This window comes from Enterococcus sp. AAFC-DPL-6103 (assembly GCF_058216595.1).
Genome location: NZ_CM177102.1, coordinates 2,150,341 through 2,170,102, shown reverse-complemented (window position 1 = coordinate 2,170,102; position 19,762 = coordinate 2,150,341). Strand labels below are relative to the sequence as shown.

Sequence of the window (19,762 nt, the reverse complement as noted above, 5' to 3'; positions counted from 1 at the left end):
TTTTGTCATCTCTCTCTTTTTTTGTGAAAAAACCGTATAAAAATTAGGTGAAATAAGTTTAGTGAATAAAATAAAAAAGTTCACTAAACTTATTGACCTTTGCCTAGCTTTCGTGTATTCTACGAATGAATAAAGCGTTTACAAAAATTTAGGAGGTACTTTATGAAGTACAAAAAATTGTTGAGCGGTGCTTTAGGATTATTGGCAGTAGTTAGTTTGGCAGCCTGTGGTGGTGGTGATTCAAAAGCAGAAGCAGGAGCAGATTCTGCTAAGGATTTGGCAAAAGAAGAACGCGTGAAAAAAGCAAGTATTGAGGTGTATGTTCCCAAAGGGAAGAATACCGATTACTTACAAAAATCCATTGAGCTTTATAATCAGAAATATGATACAGAATTAGAATTGAATCCGGTGGATGTAGCTCCCGCTATTCCGATGGTTCAAAAGGTAACACCAAAATTAGTTGCAAATGAAAAAATGCCAGATTTGATTTTCTTGCAAGATAGTAATGCTGGTTCAGTTTTTGATAAGTTTGAAGATTTATTTTACTCGTCTGAAGACTTTGGCTTTGTAAAAGAGTACGGCAAAGATTTTTATGATGCAAAGATGAACATGTTGGGGAATATTGCACCATCGAAAAAAGTATTTGGTTTTCCTAATGACTGGGGAAATGCATGCATGTTCTATAATGAAACCGCTTTTAAAGAAGCTGGGATCGATGTAACAACCATTAAAAATTGGGATGAATTGATTGATGCAGGGAAGAAATTAAAAGAAAAAACAGGTAAAAAGCTATTATTTATGCGTGATACAGGAGAATTGGATCTTGTTAAATATTTGACGGAACAACAAGGTGTGTCTTTATTTGATAAAAATGGAAAATTAAATTTATTGGATGACGCGGTTAAAAAATCATACGACATCATTCAAAAACTTCAAGATGAAGATTTAGTAGCCTATGGTAATTCAAAAGATTATACAGTGATTGGACAAGAATGTGGCGTAATCTTTGCTGGTGGCTGGTTAGCTTCTTATCAAGCAACGGATTATCCAGATGATGCAGGAAACTGGCGAATCAGTGCGATTCCTGCGGTAGACGAATCAAAAAACTTTTCACCAATGAGTGGTGGATCTAGTTATTATGTACCTAAAAAATCAGATAATGCGTTAGCAGCGTTACAATTCATCACCTTTGCACTAACGGATAAAGATGCGTTGGATGCGTACATGGAACTAAGTGGTTTGCCTGCAAATGTGACTGCTTATCAAAGCGAAGTTGCTCAAAAAGAGTTTCCTTACTACGGAAACCAAAAGATTTTATTGACACTAGATGAAATCAGTCAAAATAGTATCAAGGGTTATGCGTTCCCTTACTCGGCAGATTTAGACAATTATATTGAGGCCGCAAGCTATGACATCAAGAATAAGGGTATGTCTGTTGATAAAGCATTGAAGAAACAAGCAGAAGATTTTTCTTCGAAGTATAACGTAGAAATAAACGAGTAAATCAAACGGGTTAGGATAGTGAGGGCTGCCATACTGTCCTAACCTATTTTTAGAACAGAAAAGGAGCATCTGGATATGGAATTTCCAAAAAAGAAAAAAGCCATTACTAATTATTCCCGAACAGCTTATATCATGTTGTTGCCATTTTTAGCATTTTTCATCATTACTTTATTGATTCCGGCAGTGATGTCATTGGGATTTAGTTTTTCAAAAGTATCGACATCGATTGATTTTATCGGTTTAGATAATTTTACAGCTATTTTTAAAGATCCATTGTTTTTTAAATCGTATTTCAATGTGTTTATTTTTATGATTTTTTCAATTCCGATCACGATTTTCTTTGCTTTGATTTTTGCTGTTTTGTTAAATAAGCCAACGATTAAAGGAAAAGGTTTTTTTCGGACAGTGTACTATTTACCGGCAATCACATCGATCGTTGCAGTGTCATCAGTGTTCTTAACTTTTTATAATCCAACAGGTTTATTCAATACGGTGTTAACAACCTTTGGAATGGAACCGATTCCTTGGCTAACGGATCCATTTTGGGCACGAGTATCGATTATCATTATCTCGATCTGGTTGAATGTTGGGTATTACACAGTTTTGTTTTTAGCCGGATTGCAAAATATCTCGTCAGAAATTTATGAGAGCGCAGATATCGATGGAGCCAATAGTTTTCAAAAATTCTTTAAAATCACGATCCCTTTGTTGAAACCAGTTGTGTTGATGGGAATGATTCTTTCGACAATCAATGGATTAGGTGCCTTTGAAGTACCAAACATTTTATTCAAAAATGGATTTGGACCAGAATCTTCTGCAGTAACAGTTGGTGTGAATTTGTATAAAACAAGTTTTGAAATGGTTGATTTCGGGAAAGCTTCTGCGATTGCTTGGACGATGGTGATCATTGCAGCAATCCTATCCATTATTCAGTTTATTGTAGGAGGAAAAAACAATGAAGCGTAAATTGAACCCATTACTTATTTATTTCGTTTTACTGATTGGTTTAGTAATCTTTGCTTTACCTTATGTTTATATGCTCATTGCTTCAACTCAATCGAACGATGTGATATTAGGGGAAAAAATCAATTTTACAATTGGGCCACACTTTTTGAAAAACCTTGGTGAGATACAAGAAAAATATAATTACATTCGAGTGTTGTTCAATTCAGCTGTCATCACATTGGTAGGGACAGCACTTTCTACGATTGTTACCACGTTAGCTGGGTATGTCATGGCAAAATATCGTTTCAAAGGTAGCAATCTTATTTTTAATTTAGTGATGATTTCTCGAATGATTCCAAGTTTTGCGACATTGATTCCAACTTTCTATATTTTAAGTAAATTTGGTTTAACAAACACATTTGCCGGGGTAATCATTCCGAGCGTTGCTTCGACAACTTCCGTGTTTATGATGCGTCAATATGCACAGCAGTTTCCCAATGAATTGATGGAAGCTTCCCGGATCGACGGTGCTAGTGAATGGACGATTTTTTGGAAAATTGCTGTTCCAGTGTTGACTCCAAGTATTATCACGACAGCGTTATTGACGTTTATGGGTTATTGGAACTCTTATTTGATTCCGTTGATCGTTTTATCCGACTCAAAAAAATTCACTGTCCCATTGATTATTCAAAACATGACACAAAACAACTACGATCCTTTGAATTATGGTGCACTGATGGCCGTTTTAGCGACCTCAGTTATTCCGATTGTCTTGCTTTATATGTTTTTGCAATCAAAATTCAAATCAAATGGTCTAGACTCTGCAATCAAATAAGAATTCTAGGAGGAACTGCAGGATGAATTTCGAAATCAAAGAAGAGTTTTATGTGGATGGGCAGCCAATCAAGCTGATCTCTGGTGCCGTTCATTATTTTAGAATTGCCCCGACACATTGGCGTCAAACGTTACAAAACTTGCAGGCGATGGGCTGTAACTGTGTGGAAACGTACATTCCTTGGAATTTACATGAACCGAAAAAAGGAACGTTTGATTTTACTGGAATTGCAGATGTAACGAAGTTCTTAGATATAGCGGAAGAATTAGGGTTGTATATCATTGTCCGACCAAGTCCGTATATTTGTGCAGAGTGGGATTTTGGTGGGTTGCCAGCTTGGTTATTGGCAGATCCAAGCATGCGCATTCGTAGTCAACATCCAGGTTATTTGCAGGCAGTGAAGGAATATTATCAAGTGTTATTGCCAAAATTAGCGCCATATCAAGTGACACACGGGGGAAGTTTGTTACTCATTCAGGTAGAAAATGAATATGGTTCTTATGGCGAAGATAAAACGTATTTGAAATTTTTAGCAGAAGAACTGCAACACTACTTGGATGTTCCTTTAGTAACCTCAGATGGTGGTTGGGAAGAGGTTTTAGAAGCTGGAACTTTACCACAAGAAGGAATTTTAGCGACAGCAAATTTTGGATCTGGTGCAAATGAAAACTTCAAGTGGTTACAGAATTACCAAGAAAAAAATGGGTTGAATGAACCTTACATGTGCATGGAGTTTTGGGATGGGTGGTTCAACTCTTGGGGAAAACCAATTATTCGTCGCAATCCACAAGAAACAGCAGAAGAAGTACGCCAAGTGTTAAAAAAAGGGAGTATTAATTTCTATATGTTTCAAGGTGGCACGAACTTTGGATTTTATAATGGTTGTTCAGATGCAGGAGCAACGAATGAGCCACAAATCACCTCTTATGATTATGATGCGCCGTTAACAGAATGGGGTATGCCAACGGAAAAATATTTTGCTATTCAAAAAGTGATTCAAGAAGAAGTGCCAACAGCTAAAACTTCAAAACCTGTCTATCCAAAAACAACTTGCTTAGGTTCTTATGCAGTGAAGGAAAGTGTCAGTTTGTTTTCTGTTTTGGAAGAAATCAGTGAGCCCATAATCAATGACTATACTTTGCCTATGGAAAAAATTGGTCAAAATTTTGGATATATCCTGTATCGTAGCCAATTATTGAACAAACGACACATTGCCAAAATGAAAGTCGTTGATGGCTTGGATCGTGTTCAATTTTTCATGAATCAACAGTTGATTGCAACTCAGTATCAGGCAGAATTAGGACAAGAATTTTCATGTGACTTGACCCAAGAAAAAAATGAATTGAGTTTGTTAGTTGAAAACATGGGTCGAAATAATTATGGACCTAAGCTCGTTGCGGATAGTCAACGAAAAGGTATTCGGAGTGGGGTGATGGAGGATATCCATTACATCTCTGATTGGGAACATTATCCATTAGAATTACAGCCAGATCAGTTAGCAAAAATTGATTTTACCAAGGCGGCAATCGCAAAAACACCAAGTTTTTATAAGATTGAGCTATTGCTAGAGGAAGTCGGAAATGCATTTTTAGATTGTAGTACTTTTGGTAAAGGTGTTGTCTTTGTGAATGGGGAAAATATGGGACGATATTGGCAAGAAGGACCGGTACACTCTTTATTTATTCCTGATTTCTTTTGGAAAAAAGGGATAAATGAAGTCATCATTTTTGAAACAGAGGGTGTGCCAATCCATGAGATCCATTTTTCTGAAACACCGATCATGGCATAGGAGTCAGTGACATGCAGAAAAATTTTAAAGGTTTTTTCAATTGTACAAGTCAAGAAGAATTCATTGCATTTAGAGAAGAATTGCTGAAAAATGATGAAAATGGGTGCGAAGAACTACTTGTAAGAAGTCAACGATTTGTTTCTGGAGAATATCTTTTTGATAACGCGTGGGATATGGAAAGAACGCACGAACCTGTTTTTTGGCAAATAGCAGACATTGAGTGGTCAACTAGTCCAAATGGGGATATGGAATGGCTTTATATGTTGCATCGCCATCGCTTTTTAGTTGATGTAGGATTGGCTTATTTGTTAACAGAAGAGCCAAAGTATCAAGAATATCTTGAATGTTTTTTACATGCATTTCTTCAGCATAACCCACTAAATCAAACAACGAAACAGTCTAGCTGGCGAACAATTGATGTGGGGCTACGTGTGGTTAATTGGTTGAAATTAATTGAAATGAATCGCTTCTTGCCACTTTTCTCGGACGAATTGAAGCAGGAGTTGGAAGCAATTCTCGAGAGCCAAGGAACGTATCTCTACGAAAATTTATCGATTGAAAGAGGCCAGAGCAACTGGCAGGTGTTAGAAATTGCCGGGTTGTATAGTTTAAGTCTAGCTTTTCCCACGTTCGAGAAGGCAGCTTTATGGCGAGTAGAAAGTCTCTTTTATTTAACGCACTCATTAGCTTTACAGGTAGAAGCAGATGGCATGCAACGAGAACAATCTTTTATGTATCACAATGAAGTTTTGCTTTGTTTATTGGAAATTTTACAACTCGCGCAAAGGGCAGAAACGGATGTGCCAGAAAAAATTGTTGACTATGCGAAACAATTGGCAAGAGCAGCCAGCTTGTTTGTGAAACCAAACGGTCAGCAACCGATGTATGGCGATAGCGACCAAGAAGATATGACTGGATTATTGCAATATGCAGAAGTTATTTTAACTAATCCAGATGGACAAATAAAAAAAAATCAAGCAGACTTAACCTTTTTTGCAAAAATGTCTTTAGGAAGAGGTCAATTTCCGATTACGAATCACTTTTTATTGGAAGAAGCTTTTCATCATTTTGAGCAAGCCGGCATCATGATTGCCAAAAGTCCGCTGACGTATCATTTGTTTAAGTGCGGACCTCTGGGCGGCGGACATGGACATGATGATTTACTCCATATTGACTTAGTTTATCAAGGAAAAGACATTTTGATTGATTCAGGTCGATACAGCTATGAATTAAGCAAACATCGACTGGCTTTCAAAGAAGCAACAGCGCATAATACCATCGTGGTGGATCAAAAAAACTTTAATCAACATACAGATGCGTGGGACAGCATCAAAGTTGCGACGCCAATCAATCAAAAAGCCAGCGAAAAGTCAGGTGTCCAGTTTTTTGAAGGTGGTCATTTAGGTTACTTGACATTAGCTGATCCAGTGTACGTTGATCGTAAAGTGATTCATTTTCCGGAAGGATTCAGCCTCGTTAGTGACAACTATCTTTGTCGTGGAAACCATGAAATTGAAACGTTTTTTCATGTTGATTCATCAGTAGTCCAGCAAAAACAAAAGACACTGATTTTCCCAGAATTAGGCTATGAGATTTCATGTTTGGCGAAAGAAACACGTTGGAAATGCTACGAAAAAAATAGCGCACCAACCTACAATGAATTACGAAAAATCACTTGTGCTGTCTTAAAGAAAAATATCCAAGGAACAGCTGCAACCACTTATCTTTTAAACCCACGGGGACTGATTACAAAAGTTGAGAAACTACCCGTTTACTCAGAAGCAGAGCAACAATCAGATGAAATAGTGGAAGCAATCAAAATTCAGTTGAAAGATCGCACGCAAAAATTAATTTTGATCCAACATCAAGAACCTGTCCATGGACGAAGAGCGTATTGTGTTGAAGGAGCATACTATTATGGTCGAGTGGTCGTAGCTACCGACCAAGAAAAAATCGTTTTGTATTAAATTGGAGGGCAATATGCTAACAAAAGAAAAAGTCGCACAAGAACTTGAATTTGTTTATCAAAAAATCATTGATAATCTGTCAACATTTGAAACCTTAGTACCAGCAGCAGTTTCTAAAAATTATCGTTATCCGGCTGTTGAAAATGCAGATTGGACAGATGGTTTTTGGATTGGTATGCTGCATCTGGCTCAAGGTTATCGCCCAGACGAGCGAATCCAGCAAGTGATTACCAAACAGCTAGAAGTATTTCAGCAACGACTAGACGAAGAAATCGTTTTGAACCATCATGATATTGGCTTTTTATATTCCTTAGCAGCAGTTGCTGACTATCGCGAAAACAATACAGCTTCTTCACGAAAAATGGCACTCCAAGCAGCAGATGTTCTGATGCGACGTTATAACGAAACAGCGAAGATTTTCCAAGCTTGGGGTGATCTATCTGATAAAGAACAACAAGGTCGAATGATTATTGACTGCAATATGAATTTGCCTTTACTGTATTTTGCTTCAGATGAAACGGGTGACTCACGTTATCGAGAAGCAGCTAAAAATCACGTGAAATTGGCGCAGAAGTATTTGATTCGTGAAGATTATTCAACTTTTCACACATATTATATGGATATTGAGACAGGAAACCCTCGTTTTGGTGCGACAGCGCAAGGTTACGCAGACGATTCCTGTTGGTCAAGAGGCCAAGCGTGGGGAATCTATGGTTTTCCAATCAGTTTTACTCATATAGGAGATGCAACGTTACTAGAGTCTGCTTGTCATTTAGCAGATTACTACTTAGCTCATTTGCCGGAAGATAAAATTGCTTATTGGGATCTGTTTTTTGTGGATGGCGAGGAAGAAAGAGATACATCTGCATCAGCAATTACGGTTTGTGGCTTGTTGGAGTTGGCAAAACAGTTACCATTAATGGATCCACGACGTCAAGAATATGAAGAAGCTGCGCAAAAAATCATGGTTAATCTGATGAATTACACGACAAAAAATGTTCCAGAATCAAATGGTCTGTTAGTTCAAGGCGTATACTCTAAGCCAGGTGGAACAGGAATTAATGAATGTACTACGTGGGGAGATTATTTTTATTTTGAGGCACTGACACGTTTATATCGAAGTTGGGCAACTTATTGGTAGGAGGAAACAACATGAAAATTCATTATTTAGGCACGGCAGCCGCGGAAAGAGTTCCTGGCATTTTTTGTAACTGTCGTATTTGTCGCTATGCACGAGAACATGGTGGAAAAGATTTACGAACTCAAACGCAAACCTTGATAGATGATGGTGATCTATTGATTGATTTTCCTGGAGATAGCTATTTTCATTTACGGGAACATCAACTGAATTTCAATGAGATCGAACATTTACTGATCACACATTGGCATAGTGATCATTTATATGCAGAAGATTTAGCTTTTCGAATGAGTTCTTATGCTAATGATTTGGACAAAAAGCTAACTGTCTATGGAAATGCAACTGTTCATCGCTTCTTTGATCGCGCATTTGAACTGGAAAAAATGATTGAACCTGAACGTATTGAGTTTCAAGAATTAGCGTCATTTAAAAAGTATCAAATTGGGGAGTACCAAGTTCATACATTACCAGCTGTACATGGTCAAAAAAATGGGGATTGCTTCATTTATGTGATCGAACGCGGAGGAAAGCGATTATTTTATACACATGATACAGGTTTTCCAACCAATGAAGTTTTGGATTATTTAGAAGGGAATCAATTGAAACTAGATGCGATATCCTTGGATTGTACAGGACAAAACATGACATATGTTGGTGGGATTCACATGAATTTAGGCGAAAATTTACGACTGATTCAAACGTTATCCGAACGAGGTTTATGTGATGAAAAGACGACCTATGTTCTCAGTCATTTCTCTCATAATGGCGGTTTGACACATCAGGAAATGAAAGAATTAGCAGATGAACATCAAATGTTGACAGCTTATGACGGGATGAAGATTGAAATCTAAGGATGAAGAGAAGAGTGGAGCAAAACGTGCGAATGTTTTGCTCCATTTTTTCTACTTTTAGAATCAATTTATTTTTTTATGGATGAGTATGTCCAAAGCACATTGTTTTTCTGACGCATGGTATAATAACACTATAGAATTTTCAGCAGACAGTCTCCAACGCGTAAAGAGTTCAAGCTTTGAGAACAAGCCAAACATCGGTGGAAATGGGAGGGATCAGGATGGAAGAAACAGTTTTTTTTAATTTAGGAAATGCGTTAGCAGCAAAACGTGATCCAAAAGAATTGATTCGTGAAGCACAAATCGTGAAAGATCAACGCCAGCCATTGGGAAAATTGGTCATTGTGGAAGACGAATCGAGTGGAGAACATATTTTGTTTGAATTAGCGAGCCGAGAAGAAAAATCGGAGCAGACAAAAGAGTTTAAGGTGAAGCAAGTGATTGATTAAGTAAACATAATTCAAAAAAACAGACAAACTAGTGAAGAATGGTAGGGGAAACTTAGTTGCCTGTTTTTTTGTGGATGAGTGCTATTTTCTATGATGTAGGAATGGTTTATTTTTTCTTTTTTGATTGAAACAACAAACACTCTACCTCCAGCATCTAAACAAAAATTCCACCCACCATTGGTAATCGACTAATGGTGGGTGGAATTTTTTATTGTTTGCTACGAGCAATGACTCGACGAACTTTGGAAATCGAGTCACGCGCTTCTTCTTGATTATAAAACATCAAAATAACGTAAAGCGAGTCCATGATACTTAGTTGAGAAATCCGCGAAGCTAAAGCTTCCGAACGAAATTCTGTCTCTTCTGCAATGGAAATAAAGACCACATCACCAAGTTTAGCCAAAGGGGAATGAGCTTGGCTCGTGACGACGATTACTTTGGCTCCAGTAGCTTTGACTGTCTCTGCTAAACGAATCGTTTCTTTCGATTGACCTGTATGGGAAATCAAGATTGCACAATCAGTAGGTGTCAAAAGAGAAGCTTCCATTAATTGGATATGGTAATCTGTGCTGTGAAAAACTGAGATTGGCGAACGCAAAAATTTGTGATAAGCATCAGTTGCAACAATTTCAGACCCACCTACACCAAAGAAGAATAGCCGATCAGAATTGTTGATCAAATCAACCGCTTTTTTTAAATCTTCTTGTCGTAATAATATTTGTGTATCATTCAAAGTAGTGATATTTGAATCAAACACTTTTTGTGCCATAGTCAGTTCTGTATCATTTTGATCAATATTTTCATGGATCGCAATCGCAGAAAAATCATTTTCTTGAATGAGCATCGCCATTTTGAAATCTTTGAATCCATTGTAACCAAGTTTTTTCGTAAATTGAAAAAAAGTGGAGTCAGCGATTCCAAGTTCATTCGCTAAATCACTAATGGAACTGTGAGCTACTTTACTTGAATTTTCTAGCACGTAATCTGCAATGGCTTGCTCCTTTGGACTGAAATCATTGTACATCGTTCTTATTTGTAAGCGAATGGATACAGACATATGTGTTCCCCCTTTACTCTCTAAATAAAGGATATAATGTTTTGTAAAAAAAATCAAACGAAAAAATTTTTATTTTTTGTATTTACAAAAAAATATTTTTTTGTATAATGGAGATATAGAAATGGAGGCGCTATCATGGAAGTGAGTTTTGTTGGATTAGGCAAGATGGGGATGAACTTAGCAATCAATTTGAAAGAGCGCGGCTATGACGTAAAGGGGACAGACCTATCTGAAGAAACATTGAATATTGCAAAACATGAAGGGATCAAAACGTTTCAAACAGTCGAAGACTTGCTAGCTTCTTATCAAGAAGAGAAGCTAGAACAAAAAATCATTTGGTTGATGTTACCCGCAGGAGAACCAACTGATCGAGTGTTAGAGCAATTGTTACCACTGTTAGCACCAAAAGATATTGTGATTGAAGGTGGAAACTCAAATTATCAAGATTCAGTTCGGCGATCAGCTATTTTTGAAGAACGTGGTATTTATTATTTCGATTGTGGAACATCAGGTGGAATTTCTGGTGCAAGAAATAATGCGTGTCTGATGATTGGCGGAAACAAAGCAATTTTTTTATCGATCGAGCAATTATTTAAAGACCTTGCAATTGAAAACGGTTACTTATATGCGGGCCCAGCCGGAAGTGGTCACTTTTTGAAAATGGTCCATAATGGAATCGAATATGGCATGATGCAAGCAATTGGTGAAGGCTTCCAATTAGTCGAACAAAGTGACTATGATTTCGATTTGGCAAAAGTAGCTCGTGTTTGGAATCATGGTTCCGTTATTCGAGGCTGGTTAATGGAAATCGCAGAAGAACAATTTCGACAAAGTCCTAAATTGGCAGATTATCGCGGAATCGTAGCTGCTTCTGGTGAGGCAAAGTGGACAGTAGAAACAGCGCTAGCAATGGATGTCCCCGTTCCAGTGATTGCCATGAGTTTATTCATGAGAAATCTATCACAGGAAGAAGATAGTTTTTCCGCAAAAGTTGTTTCTGCTTTGCGAAATGGTTTTGGAGGTCATGAAGTTATCAAAAAAGAATGAGAGGAGTAAGGAAATGTCTAAGTATCAAATCGCAATTGTGAATTCGAGTAGCTTTGGCAAAATATTTCCTGAACATTTACGACGCTTGGAAGCGTTAGGAACTGTCAAACATTTTACTGTAGATGGTGAGATATCTGGGAAAGAACTGGCAGAAGTGTTGCATGGCTACAATGTGATTATTGCTAGTGTTACCCCATTTTTTACGAAAGAATTTTTTGAGTACAAAGATGAATTACGTTTGATTTCTCGCCATGGTATTGGATATAACAACATCGACCTCGAAGCAGCAAAAGAAAAAGGAACGATCGTTTCGATCATTCCAGCATTGGTTGAGCGCGATGCTGTAGCCGAAAACAATATCACAAACTTGTTAGCTATTTTAAGATGTACAGTTGAAGCAGATGCCAGTGTGAAAAAGGATCACTGGGAAAATCGTGCACAATTTGTTGGTCGGGCACTCTTCAACAAAACAGTTGGCGTAATCGGAGTTGGAAACACAGGGAGCTGTGTGGTCGAAATTTTACGAAATGGTTTTCGTTGCGAAGTTCTGGCATATGATCCTTATAAATCAGATTTGTATTTACAAAGCTTTGGTGCAAAAAAAGTCGAATTGAGTGAATTACTTGCTTCAGCCGATATTATCTGTTTATGTGCGAATCTCACAGAAGAAAATTATCATATGATTTCAACGGCTGAAATCAAAAAAATGAAGGATCAAGTTTATCTATCAAATAGTGCTAGAGGTGCTTTGATCGATGAGGAAGCATTGGTTGCAGGGCTAAGATCAGGAAAAATCGCTGGTTTTGCTACAGATGTCTTGGAGGAAGAACCAGGAAGAAAAGATCATCCTTATCTATCATTTGAAAATGTTGTAATGACCCCACACACCTCTGCTTATACAAGGGAATGCTTAGAAGAGATGGGGAAAAAATGTGTTGAAGATGTCGAGCGAATTGTTGCTGGTCGGTTACCTGAACGATCGGTCCAAAGTCAGAGCTATTATTTAGTATAAAAATCAGTTGATAAAATCAATTTGTGGAATAAAGATCGTTAGGTCAAAAAAATGAACGAAGGTTTAGGGGAGGACTTATGGAAAATTTAAGTATCATACAAAGCTTATTGATCGCCTTATGGGTTGCAGCTATCATGTCAAGATGGCTTGGTGGAGGAGCAACATTAACACTTCGATTCTCACCATTGATGACAGGATTAGTTGTCGGAGTCATCATGGGAAATGTGGCACAAGCAATGATTATCACGGCATCATTACAAATGATTTATATGGGTGTCTTTTCACCTGGAGGTTCAATGCCAGCTGAACCATCTATTGCAGCAGCAGTTGCCGTTCCAGTAGCACTTCTAGGAGATCTTTCACCTGAAGCAGCGATTGCAGTAGCGGTTCCAGTAGGATTATTAGGAAGTTATTTATATCAATTACGTTTTTTTATCAACACATTTTTAGGGAAGTACACGGATAAAGCTGTTGAAGATTTGAATGATAAAGCAATCAAACGTTCGATTATCTTATATCCAACCTTGGCTTCATTTCTGTTATTCGTACCATTAGTATTTATTGCGCTTTACTTAGGGGCACCAATTATTGCCGATGTGATCACTGCTTTAGAAGGAACTGTCGTCATCCATATTTTAGAGGTCGTTGGTGGTGGTTTAGCGGCAATCGGGATTGCTACGACAGTGTATGTTATTGGTCGAAAAGATTACATGGTGTTCTTCTTCTTGGCTTATTTCTTAAGTGTTGTCTTCAAATCATTAGAAATCACGATGGTAACTTACGCAATCTTTGGTGTATTGATTGCTTTGATTTTCGTGAAGTCGCAACAAGGAAAACATGTCCGAGCAGCTACTGATAATGGTACTGCAGCGACAACAACATTTGATGATGATGACGATGACTACGATGATGGATTCTAAGTGAAGTAAGGAGGAAGAATGATGACAGAAGCAATTGAAAAAACACAAGTAAACAGTCAAGCACCAGAAGAAATTACCAAAAAAGATGTGACGAAAGCCTATTTACGTTGGCATTTTGCGAATGAAATTCCGCACTCGTTTGAACGCTATTTGGCACCATCGTTACTGTATGGAATGATGCCGATTTTAAAAAAATTGTATAAAGATGACGATGCTAGAAGAGCTGCTTATAAGCGGCAATTATTATTTTTCAATACCCAGTTGAGTTGGGGTGGTGGCGTAATCACTGGTTTGATGTCTTCGATGGAACAACAACGCGCAGAGGAAGAATATACTGACAGCGAAGTTTTGATGCAAGATGATTTGATGTACAACACAAAAGCTGGTTTGATGGGGGCGTTGGCAGGAATCGGGGATGCAATTGACTCAGGAACTGTTCAATATATCTTTATCGCAATCGCAGTTCCATGGGCCCAACAAGGGAGCCCATTAGGTGCGTTGTTCCCATTCATCTGTTTTGCTACGTATCAAGCGATTTTAGGCGTATTCTTTGCAAGACAAGCTTTTGCAATGGGGCGAAATGCTACTGGTTTGATGCAAAGTACCGGTATTCAAACAGCAATTGAAACATTATCTGTTTTAGGGCTATTCATGATGGGCGTCCTAGCTGGTAATTATGTCAAAGTCGAATCAACCTTGAAGTTTGTTATTTCTGGTAAAGATTTCGTCATTCAAGACATCTTGGACCAAATTGTTCCAGGCTTGTTGCCATTGGCAGTCGTGATGGGTGTGTATTGGTTCTACACCAAAAAGGGATTGAAGGTAACCCAAGCATTACTCTGGCTAACCTTGATTTTGATTGTCTTAGCAGGTATCGGAATTTTATAAAAATTAAAGGAAGTGTTTTTGATGGGAAAAATAAACTTAGCACGTGTAGATGAACGTTTGATCCATGGTCAAGTAATGGTGACTTTGTCACAAAAGAGTGGTGTCAATTCCATTTTTGTAGTGGATGACGTTGTAGCAAAAGATAAATTCATGCGCGACCTTTATAAAAACGCGGGAAGTCGCACAGGTCAAAAAACGATTGTTATCACAAGTGATAAAGCGAAATTTTACTGGGATGAATATGAATTTAAAGAATATAACTGTATCTTGATTGCTAAAACAGTAAGTGTGATCTATGACTTAGTCAAACATGGTGTGCCAATGAAAGAACTAAATATTGGCGGGATTGCTCAAAAGGATCCAGAAAAAGATTTATTAGTAACTAAATCTGTTTATTTAAATAAAGAAGATGCGCAAAAACTAAAAGAATTGAACGAAGATTATGGAGTTGAAAACATTTATTTCCAAGCAACACCATCTGCACCAAAGTCAACGTTAAAAGATATTTTAAGCAAATTTGATTTGTGAGATCACGTAGAAAGATCAGCAAATGGAGTCTGGGATTTGAACGCCAGACTCCTAAAATAAACGAGCAAGGTTAGGTGGGAGTACGATGCAAAAAAAGGAACGTTTTCAAGATTGGTTGTTTCGTTACCAATATATCTATCGCTTACGGCGCACACACAAACAAAAAACAAGATTTATCTCAGCAGTCATTGCAGATATTTTACCGATGCGAGAAGACGTACAAGTCATTGAATATAACCAACAAAAAAGAACTTCTTCCAGAAATATTTACGTTGGCGATGTTGAAAATGCCGAGCGAGTGATTTGCACGTATTATGACACCCCGCCTAGACATGTTGGGGCATATGCTTTGTTTCAACGAAAAGAACAAGCGAAAGCTACGACTAAATTTATTTTATTAGGCACAGTTAGTTTGATTTTTATCGGCTTAATAGCGACGATTCTTTACTTAATGAAACAAACATTGACTTTTGATGTGACTACTTTGAGTTCTTGGCTCGTAATTGCTGTCTTTGCCAGTTATTTTTATTTTTTAGGCAAGGTCACTCAAGGGTTATCGAATCGTAAAAATCTTGTTCGGAATACGTCATCTATCTTGACGCTGCTAGCAATGATGGAAGAACCAGATGAAAAAACAGCCTACGCATTGCTTGATGAAGGATGTTTCGGTGAGCAAGGAGTTGCTGTATTACAAAGTGTCATCAAGAAAAATTGTGAAGTGTACGTATTGGATAGTGTTGGGGCAAAGGCACCATTGAGAGTACTAGGTGCGCCTAAGAAAACCAGTGAAGTTGCTAAAAAAGTCGGTATTGAGGTTGTGTCCGAAGGATTGTTAGAAAAACAGCCGATGTATTTATTTAGTGGTGAAAATCAAGCAGAAACAACTGACTTTTATTTAAGTCGAGCGGTGCTCGATCAAAAAGAACTTAATATGGAAAATATCGCAAAAGTGATGACTTTTTTCAAAAAAAATGAATCAAAATTGTCTGTCGAGGAGGAAACAGCATGTTAGGGATCGTGATTGCAACACATGGTACATTGAGTGAGGGATTAAAAGATGCTGCCACAGTGATTATTGGGGCAACGAATAATACAGCAACTGTTAGTTTGAACCAAGCAGATGATGTGCAACTGTTGGGCAAAAAAATTGGAGAAGCAATTCACGAAGTCAATCAAAAGAATGGCGTCATTGTGTTAACAGATTTAGTAAGTGCTAGTCCTTATAATCAGTCAGTACTAGCTGTTAGTCAATTAGAACCAACACTTCAAGAACAAGTGTATGTCATCGGTGGTGTTAACCTACCTATGCTATTGGAAACGATCAATCATCAATTGATTGAAACGCCTTTAGAACAAGTTGCTCCGGCAATTCTTGCACAAGGAGAAGATAGTTTACAAGCATGGCATACATCAATGACTGAAGAAAATGATGAAGAAGATGACTTTTAAAGGAGGCGTAAGCCAAGATGAAGTGGGGATTTAGATGGTATGGTCAAGGAGACTCGATTCCGCTGGAAAATGTAGGCCAAATTCCGGGTATCAATGGAATCGTAGGTACTTTGTTGGAAAAGCTACCCGGTGATGTCTGGGCAGTTGATGAAATTCAGAAACTAAAAGATTCTGTTGAAGCTGGTAACTTAGAATTATTGGGGATTGAAAGTGTAGCCATCCATGATGCAATCAAAGCAGGAACTGATGAGAGAGATCATTACATTGATAATTATATCCAGACAATCAAAAATTTGTCGAAGTGTGGCGTGCATTTGATTTGTTATAGCTTTAAGCCAATTTTTGGTTGGGCAAAGACCAATTTGTTTTATGAAAATGCAGATGGCAGCTTTTCATTAGTTTATGATCAGTCTGTTGTGGATGACATGCAACCAAGTGAAATGTATACATTGATCCATAGCCAATCAAAAGGATTTCGTTTACCTGGCTGGGAGAAAGAACGTCTAGATAAATTCAATCGATTGGTAGAAATTTATGAAGGTGTAACGGAAGAAATTCTATTTGACAATTTAACCTATTTCTTGCAAAAAATTATTCCGGTTTGTGAAGAAATGGATGTGAAAATGGCGATTCATCCGGATGATCCACCTTGGGAAATCTTTGGCTTTCCACGCATTACAAAAAACCTAGCAGACTTAAAACGAATTTTATCAATTGTTGATTCTCCTTACAACGGAATCACGTTATGCACTGGTTCATTGGGAGCAGATCCAGCAAATGACTTGGTTGAAATCATTCATGAGGTTGGGGAACGAATCAACTTTGTTCACTTTAGAAATGTTGGCTTTATGGGAGAAAGAAAATTTAAAGAAACAGCACATTTGTCAACAGAAGGTTCACTAGATATGTATGCATTGATGCAAGCCTTAGTGGATGTTGGTTTTGATGGCGTGATTCGCCCTGACCATGGCCGAACGATCTGGGGCGAAGTAGCGATGCCAGGTTATGGTCTATATGACCGAGCGATGGGAATCACTTATATGCAAGGGTTACACGAAGCAATCACAAAAGCAAAAAAATAGATCACGTTTTGTGAGGGAGCGAGTTTGAAAATGCAGACAGTTCAAAGCGAAGTTTATCAAAAAATAGAGGAAGCAAAGTTATTGCCGCTTTATACTGCAACGAATCTTGACTATCTGGATCGCTTGGAAGAAATTCTGTTAGCAAATCAGTTACCGTTAGTTGAAGTCACATTTCGTAGTGAATTGGCAGAAGCAGCCATCAAAAAATTAGCAAAATCTGGAAAACTGTTGGTGGGCGCGGGCACTGTGCGAACATTGACACAGGCAAAGGCAGCAATTAAAAATGGTGCGAAATTTATTGTGTCACCAGCTGTGATCCCAGAAGTTATCGAATATAGTTTAACTCAAGATATCCCTGTATTCCCTGGAACAGCAACCCCTAGTGAAATCCAACAGGCAGTGGATTATGGCATTCATATTGTCAAATTTTTTCCAGCAGATATCTATGGTGGGCTAAAGGCAATCAAGGCGTTGAGTGGGCCCTTTTATGACGTGAAATTTTTGCCCACCGGTGGTATTGATGAGACCAATGTTCTCGATTACTTGAACCATTCTCAGGTAATAGCAGTTGGCGGGTCATTTATTCTTTCAGAAACAAGTTTGAAACAAGATGATGGAGTAACTGCCAGTCAGCACCTGAACGAATTAATAGAAACAGTCAAGGGACAATCTTTTAGGATAAGTGGATAAGGTTGTGGAATGGATCCAAGAGGTAAGAAAATGGGTGGGACAAAACGACTAGGCGTTTTGCCCACCTTTTTGACGAGAATGACTACTTGATGAATTAGGCAAGGGAAATTAACAACCTATTTTACTTTTTCATTAGCTGTTTCCTTCATCGCTTACTGCTGTCCTTTCTTTTCCTTTTGGGGTAGAATGAATCAACTCAAGTTATTGGAGGCTATTATGAATAAAATCGAATTATTTATTTTTGATATGGATGGACTTATGTTTGATACAGGTCGTCTTAGTTATCGAGGCTACTTCAATTCTGCAGAAAAACATGATTATGAATTGAATCATAATGTTTATTATTATTTGACAGGAAAAACAGATTCTGATATTCGTTTGGGGATGAAAGAACTCTACGGTGAGGACGTTCCTTACAATGAATGGCGTGATTCAATGAATGTGTTTAAAAATGAACTACTGGCGAAAGAAAAAACAGTTCATAAAAAATATGGCTTGGTGCCGTTGCTAGATTTTGCCAAAGAACAAGGAGTTAAAATCGCTGTTGCTTCGTCATCAAAGCGAGAAAAAGTCTTGGCTTACTTAGAGATGGAAGGAATCACTGACTATTTTGATGTGATATTGGCAGGAGACGAGGTTGAAGCAGGGAAACCAAATCCAGAGATTTTTTTAAAAGCAAGTCAAAAAGCTGGTATCGATCCAACTCATGCTCTTGTCTTTGAAGATTCAAGAGTGGGGATCGAAGCAGCACGTCGTGCAGGAATTCGTTCTGTTTTAGTTGAAGATGATATTACAGATTTGCCAGTTAGAAAAGGGCGCTACCCGCTGAAAAAAGACCTTTCACGTTTACGTGAACGTCCTGCACCAGCAGACTATCAATTTCATGACTTGCTGCAAGCTAGAAATTTTTTGGCGAAAAAAGAGTTGTTTTTATAAGCGTTTAGTAAATTGAAAGAAGCTCAACTGCTGATTGTGAGGCAGCTGAGCTTCTTTTTTTATGCAAGCAACAAGTTGTAAACTGTTAATTATCTTTATTTAAAATTTGATTGATCTCTTGACTCAAAAGATCTGCTTTACCACCAAAAACGGCTTGAATACCACCTTTGACTTCAAAAACAGCTGTAGCACCTAGTTCTTGGATAACTTGTTTATTGACAAGCTGACCATCGGTGACAGAAACACGCAGAATTTATTTATGTACACCTTTTTTAGCGTTAAACTTGCTATTTTGGAATAGAAATTCAAGTAAAATATAATAATAAAAATCTTACACATAATTAATGAATGAAGTGCTCAACTGACTGCTACATACATTAGTTATTTTTATTAGAGAACAATGATATCTAGTTTTTCTATGTTAATACTAGTAAGAATAGCTAATCAAGTCATCTTCAACGTAATGTTTAATCTAGTCAGATGTATACGTGAAAATATGGTGAAAGTGACACTTATGCTCTAAAAACAAGTATTTATGAAATAAAAAGAATATTTTCAATTTTTATTGTAAGATTATTTTGAAAAATCAAATATTATTGAATATTCTGAATATTCGTTTTTTTAAATCTGTTAGGAGGTAGAAAAATGAAACTAGTTAAAATTAAAGAAGTAAAAA

Annotated in this window: 19 protein-coding genes and 1 pseudogene; 18 read left to right on the top strand and 2 right to left on the bottom strand. The window is 37.6% G+C overall.

Going from position 1 to position 19,762, the window contains the following annotated elements:
- The first annotated feature begins 162 nt into the window (after positions 1 to 162).
- The 8 genes from AC4BC3_RS10305 to AC4BC3_RS10270 all read left to right on the top strand — a co-directional run bounded on the left by AC4BC3_RS10305 (position 163) and on the right by AC4BC3_RS10270 (position 9,477).
- Positions 163 to 1,503, top strand: coding sequence for an ABC transporter substrate-binding protein (locus AC4BC3_RS10305; protein WP_206907329.1), 1,341 nt, complete (start codon positions 163 to 165; stop codon positions 1,501 to 1,503).
- 75 nt (positions 1,504 to 1,578) lie between these two features.
- Entirely contained in the window at positions 1,579 to 2,469 is an 891-nt protein-coding gene (locus AC4BC3_RS10300) for a carbohydrate ABC transporter permease (RefSeq protein WP_206907327.1), read from the top strand.
- Entirely contained in the window at positions 2,459 to 3,283 is an 825-nt protein-coding gene (locus tag AC4BC3_RS10295) for a carbohydrate ABC transporter permease (protein WP_206907324.1), read from the top strand. The genes AC4BC3_RS10300 and AC4BC3_RS10295 overlap by 11 nt, the downstream gene beginning before the upstream one ends.
- Positions 3,284 to 3,305: 22 nt before the next feature.
- The gene (locus AC4BC3_RS10290) at positions 3,306 to 5,072 is read left to right on the top strand and encodes a glycoside hydrolase family 35 protein (protein WP_490466439.1); all 1,767 of its coding nucleotides are present in this window, start codon (positions 3,306 to 3,308) and stop codon (positions 5,070 to 5,072) included.
- An 11-nt stretch (positions 5,073 to 5,083) separates the two neighbouring features.
- Positions 5,084 to 7,039, top strand: a complete 1,956-nt coding sequence (locus AC4BC3_RS10285) for an alginate lyase family protein (protein WP_490466438.1) — start codon at positions 5,084 to 5,086, stop codon at positions 7,037 to 7,039.
- A gap of 13 nt (positions 7,040 to 7,052) precedes the next feature.
- Positions 7,053 to 8,180, top strand: coding sequence for a glycoside hydrolase family 88 protein (locus AC4BC3_RS10280; RefSeq protein WP_490466437.1), 1,128 nt, complete (start codon positions 7,053 to 7,055; stop codon positions 8,178 to 8,180).
- A gap of 11 nt (positions 8,181 to 8,191) precedes the next feature.
- Positions 8,192 to 9,028, top strand: a complete 837-nt coding sequence (locus tag AC4BC3_RS10275; RefSeq protein WP_490466436.1) for an MBL fold metallo-hydrolase — start codon at positions 8,192 to 8,194, stop codon at positions 9,026 to 9,028.
- A 221-nt stretch (positions 9,029 to 9,249) separates the two neighbouring features.
- Positions 9,250 to 9,477 (top strand): hypothetical protein, encoded by a 228-nt coding sequence (locus AC4BC3_RS10270; RefSeq protein WP_206907315.1) that lies wholly within the window; start codon positions 9,250 to 9,252, stop codon positions 9,475 to 9,477.
- Positions 9,478 to 9,685: 208 nt separating this feature from the next.
- Here AC4BC3_RS10270 and AC4BC3_RS10265 read toward each other — a convergent pair whose 3' ends face one another.
- Positions 9,686 to 10,534, bottom strand: coding sequence for a MurR/RpiR family transcriptional regulator (locus AC4BC3_RS10265; RefSeq protein ID WP_206907313.1), 849 nt, complete (start codon positions 10,532 to 10,534; stop codon positions 9,686 to 9,688).
- 135 nt (positions 10,535 to 10,669) lie between these two features.
- Between AC4BC3_RS10265 and gnd the strand changes: the two genes are divergently transcribed.
- The 10 genes from gnd (at position 10,670) to AC4BC3_RS10215 (ending at position 19,086) form a co-directional block, all read left to right on the top strand.
- Complete coding sequence (gnd, locus tag AC4BC3_RS10260; protein WP_490466435.1) at positions 10,670 to 11,581, top strand: phosphogluconate dehydrogenase (NAD(+)-dependent, decarboxylating); 912 nt, start codon at positions 10,670 to 10,672, stop codon at positions 11,579 to 11,581.
- Positions 11,582 to 11,594: 13 nt separating this feature from the next.
- A complete protein-coding gene (locus AC4BC3_RS10255) occupies positions 11,595 to 12,593 on the top strand; it encodes a D-isomer specific 2-hydroxyacid dehydrogenase family protein (protein WP_206907302.1) in 999 nt (332 codons plus the stop codon).
- Positions 12,594 to 12,670: 77 nt separating this feature from the next.
- On the top strand, positions 12,671 to 13,513 hold the full coding sequence (locus AC4BC3_RS10250; protein WP_490466434.1) for a PTS mannose/fructose/sorbose/N-acetylgalactosamine transporter subunit IIC: 843 nt from the start codon (positions 12,671 to 12,673) through the stop codon (positions 13,511 to 13,513).
- A 21-nt stretch (positions 13,514 to 13,534) separates the two neighbouring features.
- Positions 13,535 to 14,401, top strand: a complete 867-nt coding sequence (locus AC4BC3_RS10245) for a PTS system mannose/fructose/sorbose family transporter subunit IID (protein WP_206907298.1) — start codon at positions 13,535 to 13,537, stop codon at positions 14,399 to 14,401.
- A 21-nt stretch (positions 14,402 to 14,422) separates the two neighbouring features.
- Entirely contained in the window at positions 14,423 to 14,929 is a 507-nt protein-coding gene (locus AC4BC3_RS10240) for a PTS sugar transporter subunit IIB (RefSeq protein WP_490466433.1), read from the top strand.
- 85 nt (positions 14,930 to 15,014) lie between these two features.
- Entirely contained in the window at positions 15,015 to 15,941 is a 927-nt protein-coding gene (locus AC4BC3_RS10235; RefSeq protein WP_490466432.1) for a hypothetical protein, read from the top strand.
- On the top strand, positions 15,935 to 16,378 hold the full coding sequence (locus AC4BC3_RS10230; RefSeq protein ID WP_490466431.1) for a PTS sugar transporter subunit IIA: 444 nt from the start codon (positions 15,935 to 15,937) through the stop codon (positions 16,376 to 16,378). Before AC4BC3_RS10235 ends, AC4BC3_RS10230 begins: the two co-directional genes overlap by 7 nt.
- Positions 16,379 to 16,395: 17 nt before the next feature.
- A complete protein-coding gene (uxuA, locus tag AC4BC3_RS10225) occupies positions 16,396 to 17,460 on the top strand; it encodes a mannonate dehydratase (protein ID WP_490466430.1) in 1,065 nt (354 codons plus the stop codon).
- Positions 17,461 to 17,490: 30 nt separating this feature from the next.
- Positions 17,491 to 18,150: a bifunctional 4-hydroxy-2-oxoglutarate aldolase/2-dehydro-3-deoxy-phosphogluconate aldolase gene (locus AC4BC3_RS10220; RefSeq protein WP_206907290.1), complete on the top strand. Its 660-nt coding sequence runs from the start codon at positions 17,491 to 17,493 to the stop codon at positions 18,148 to 18,150.
- A gap of 216 nt (positions 18,151 to 18,366) precedes the next feature.
- Entirely contained in the window at positions 18,367 to 19,086 is a 720-nt protein-coding gene (locus tag AC4BC3_RS10215) for an HAD family hydrolase (protein WP_490466429.1), read from the top strand.
- An 85-nt stretch (positions 19,087 to 19,171) separates the two neighbouring features.
- On the opposite strand, the pseudogene AC4BC3_RS10210 reads toward AC4BC3_RS10215, so the two are convergent.
- Positions 19,172 to 19,336, bottom strand: a pseudogene (locus AC4BC3_RS10210) (PTS sugar transporter subunit IIB); the annotation flags it as partial.
- Between the last annotated feature and the right edge of the window lie 426 nt (positions 19,337 to 19,762).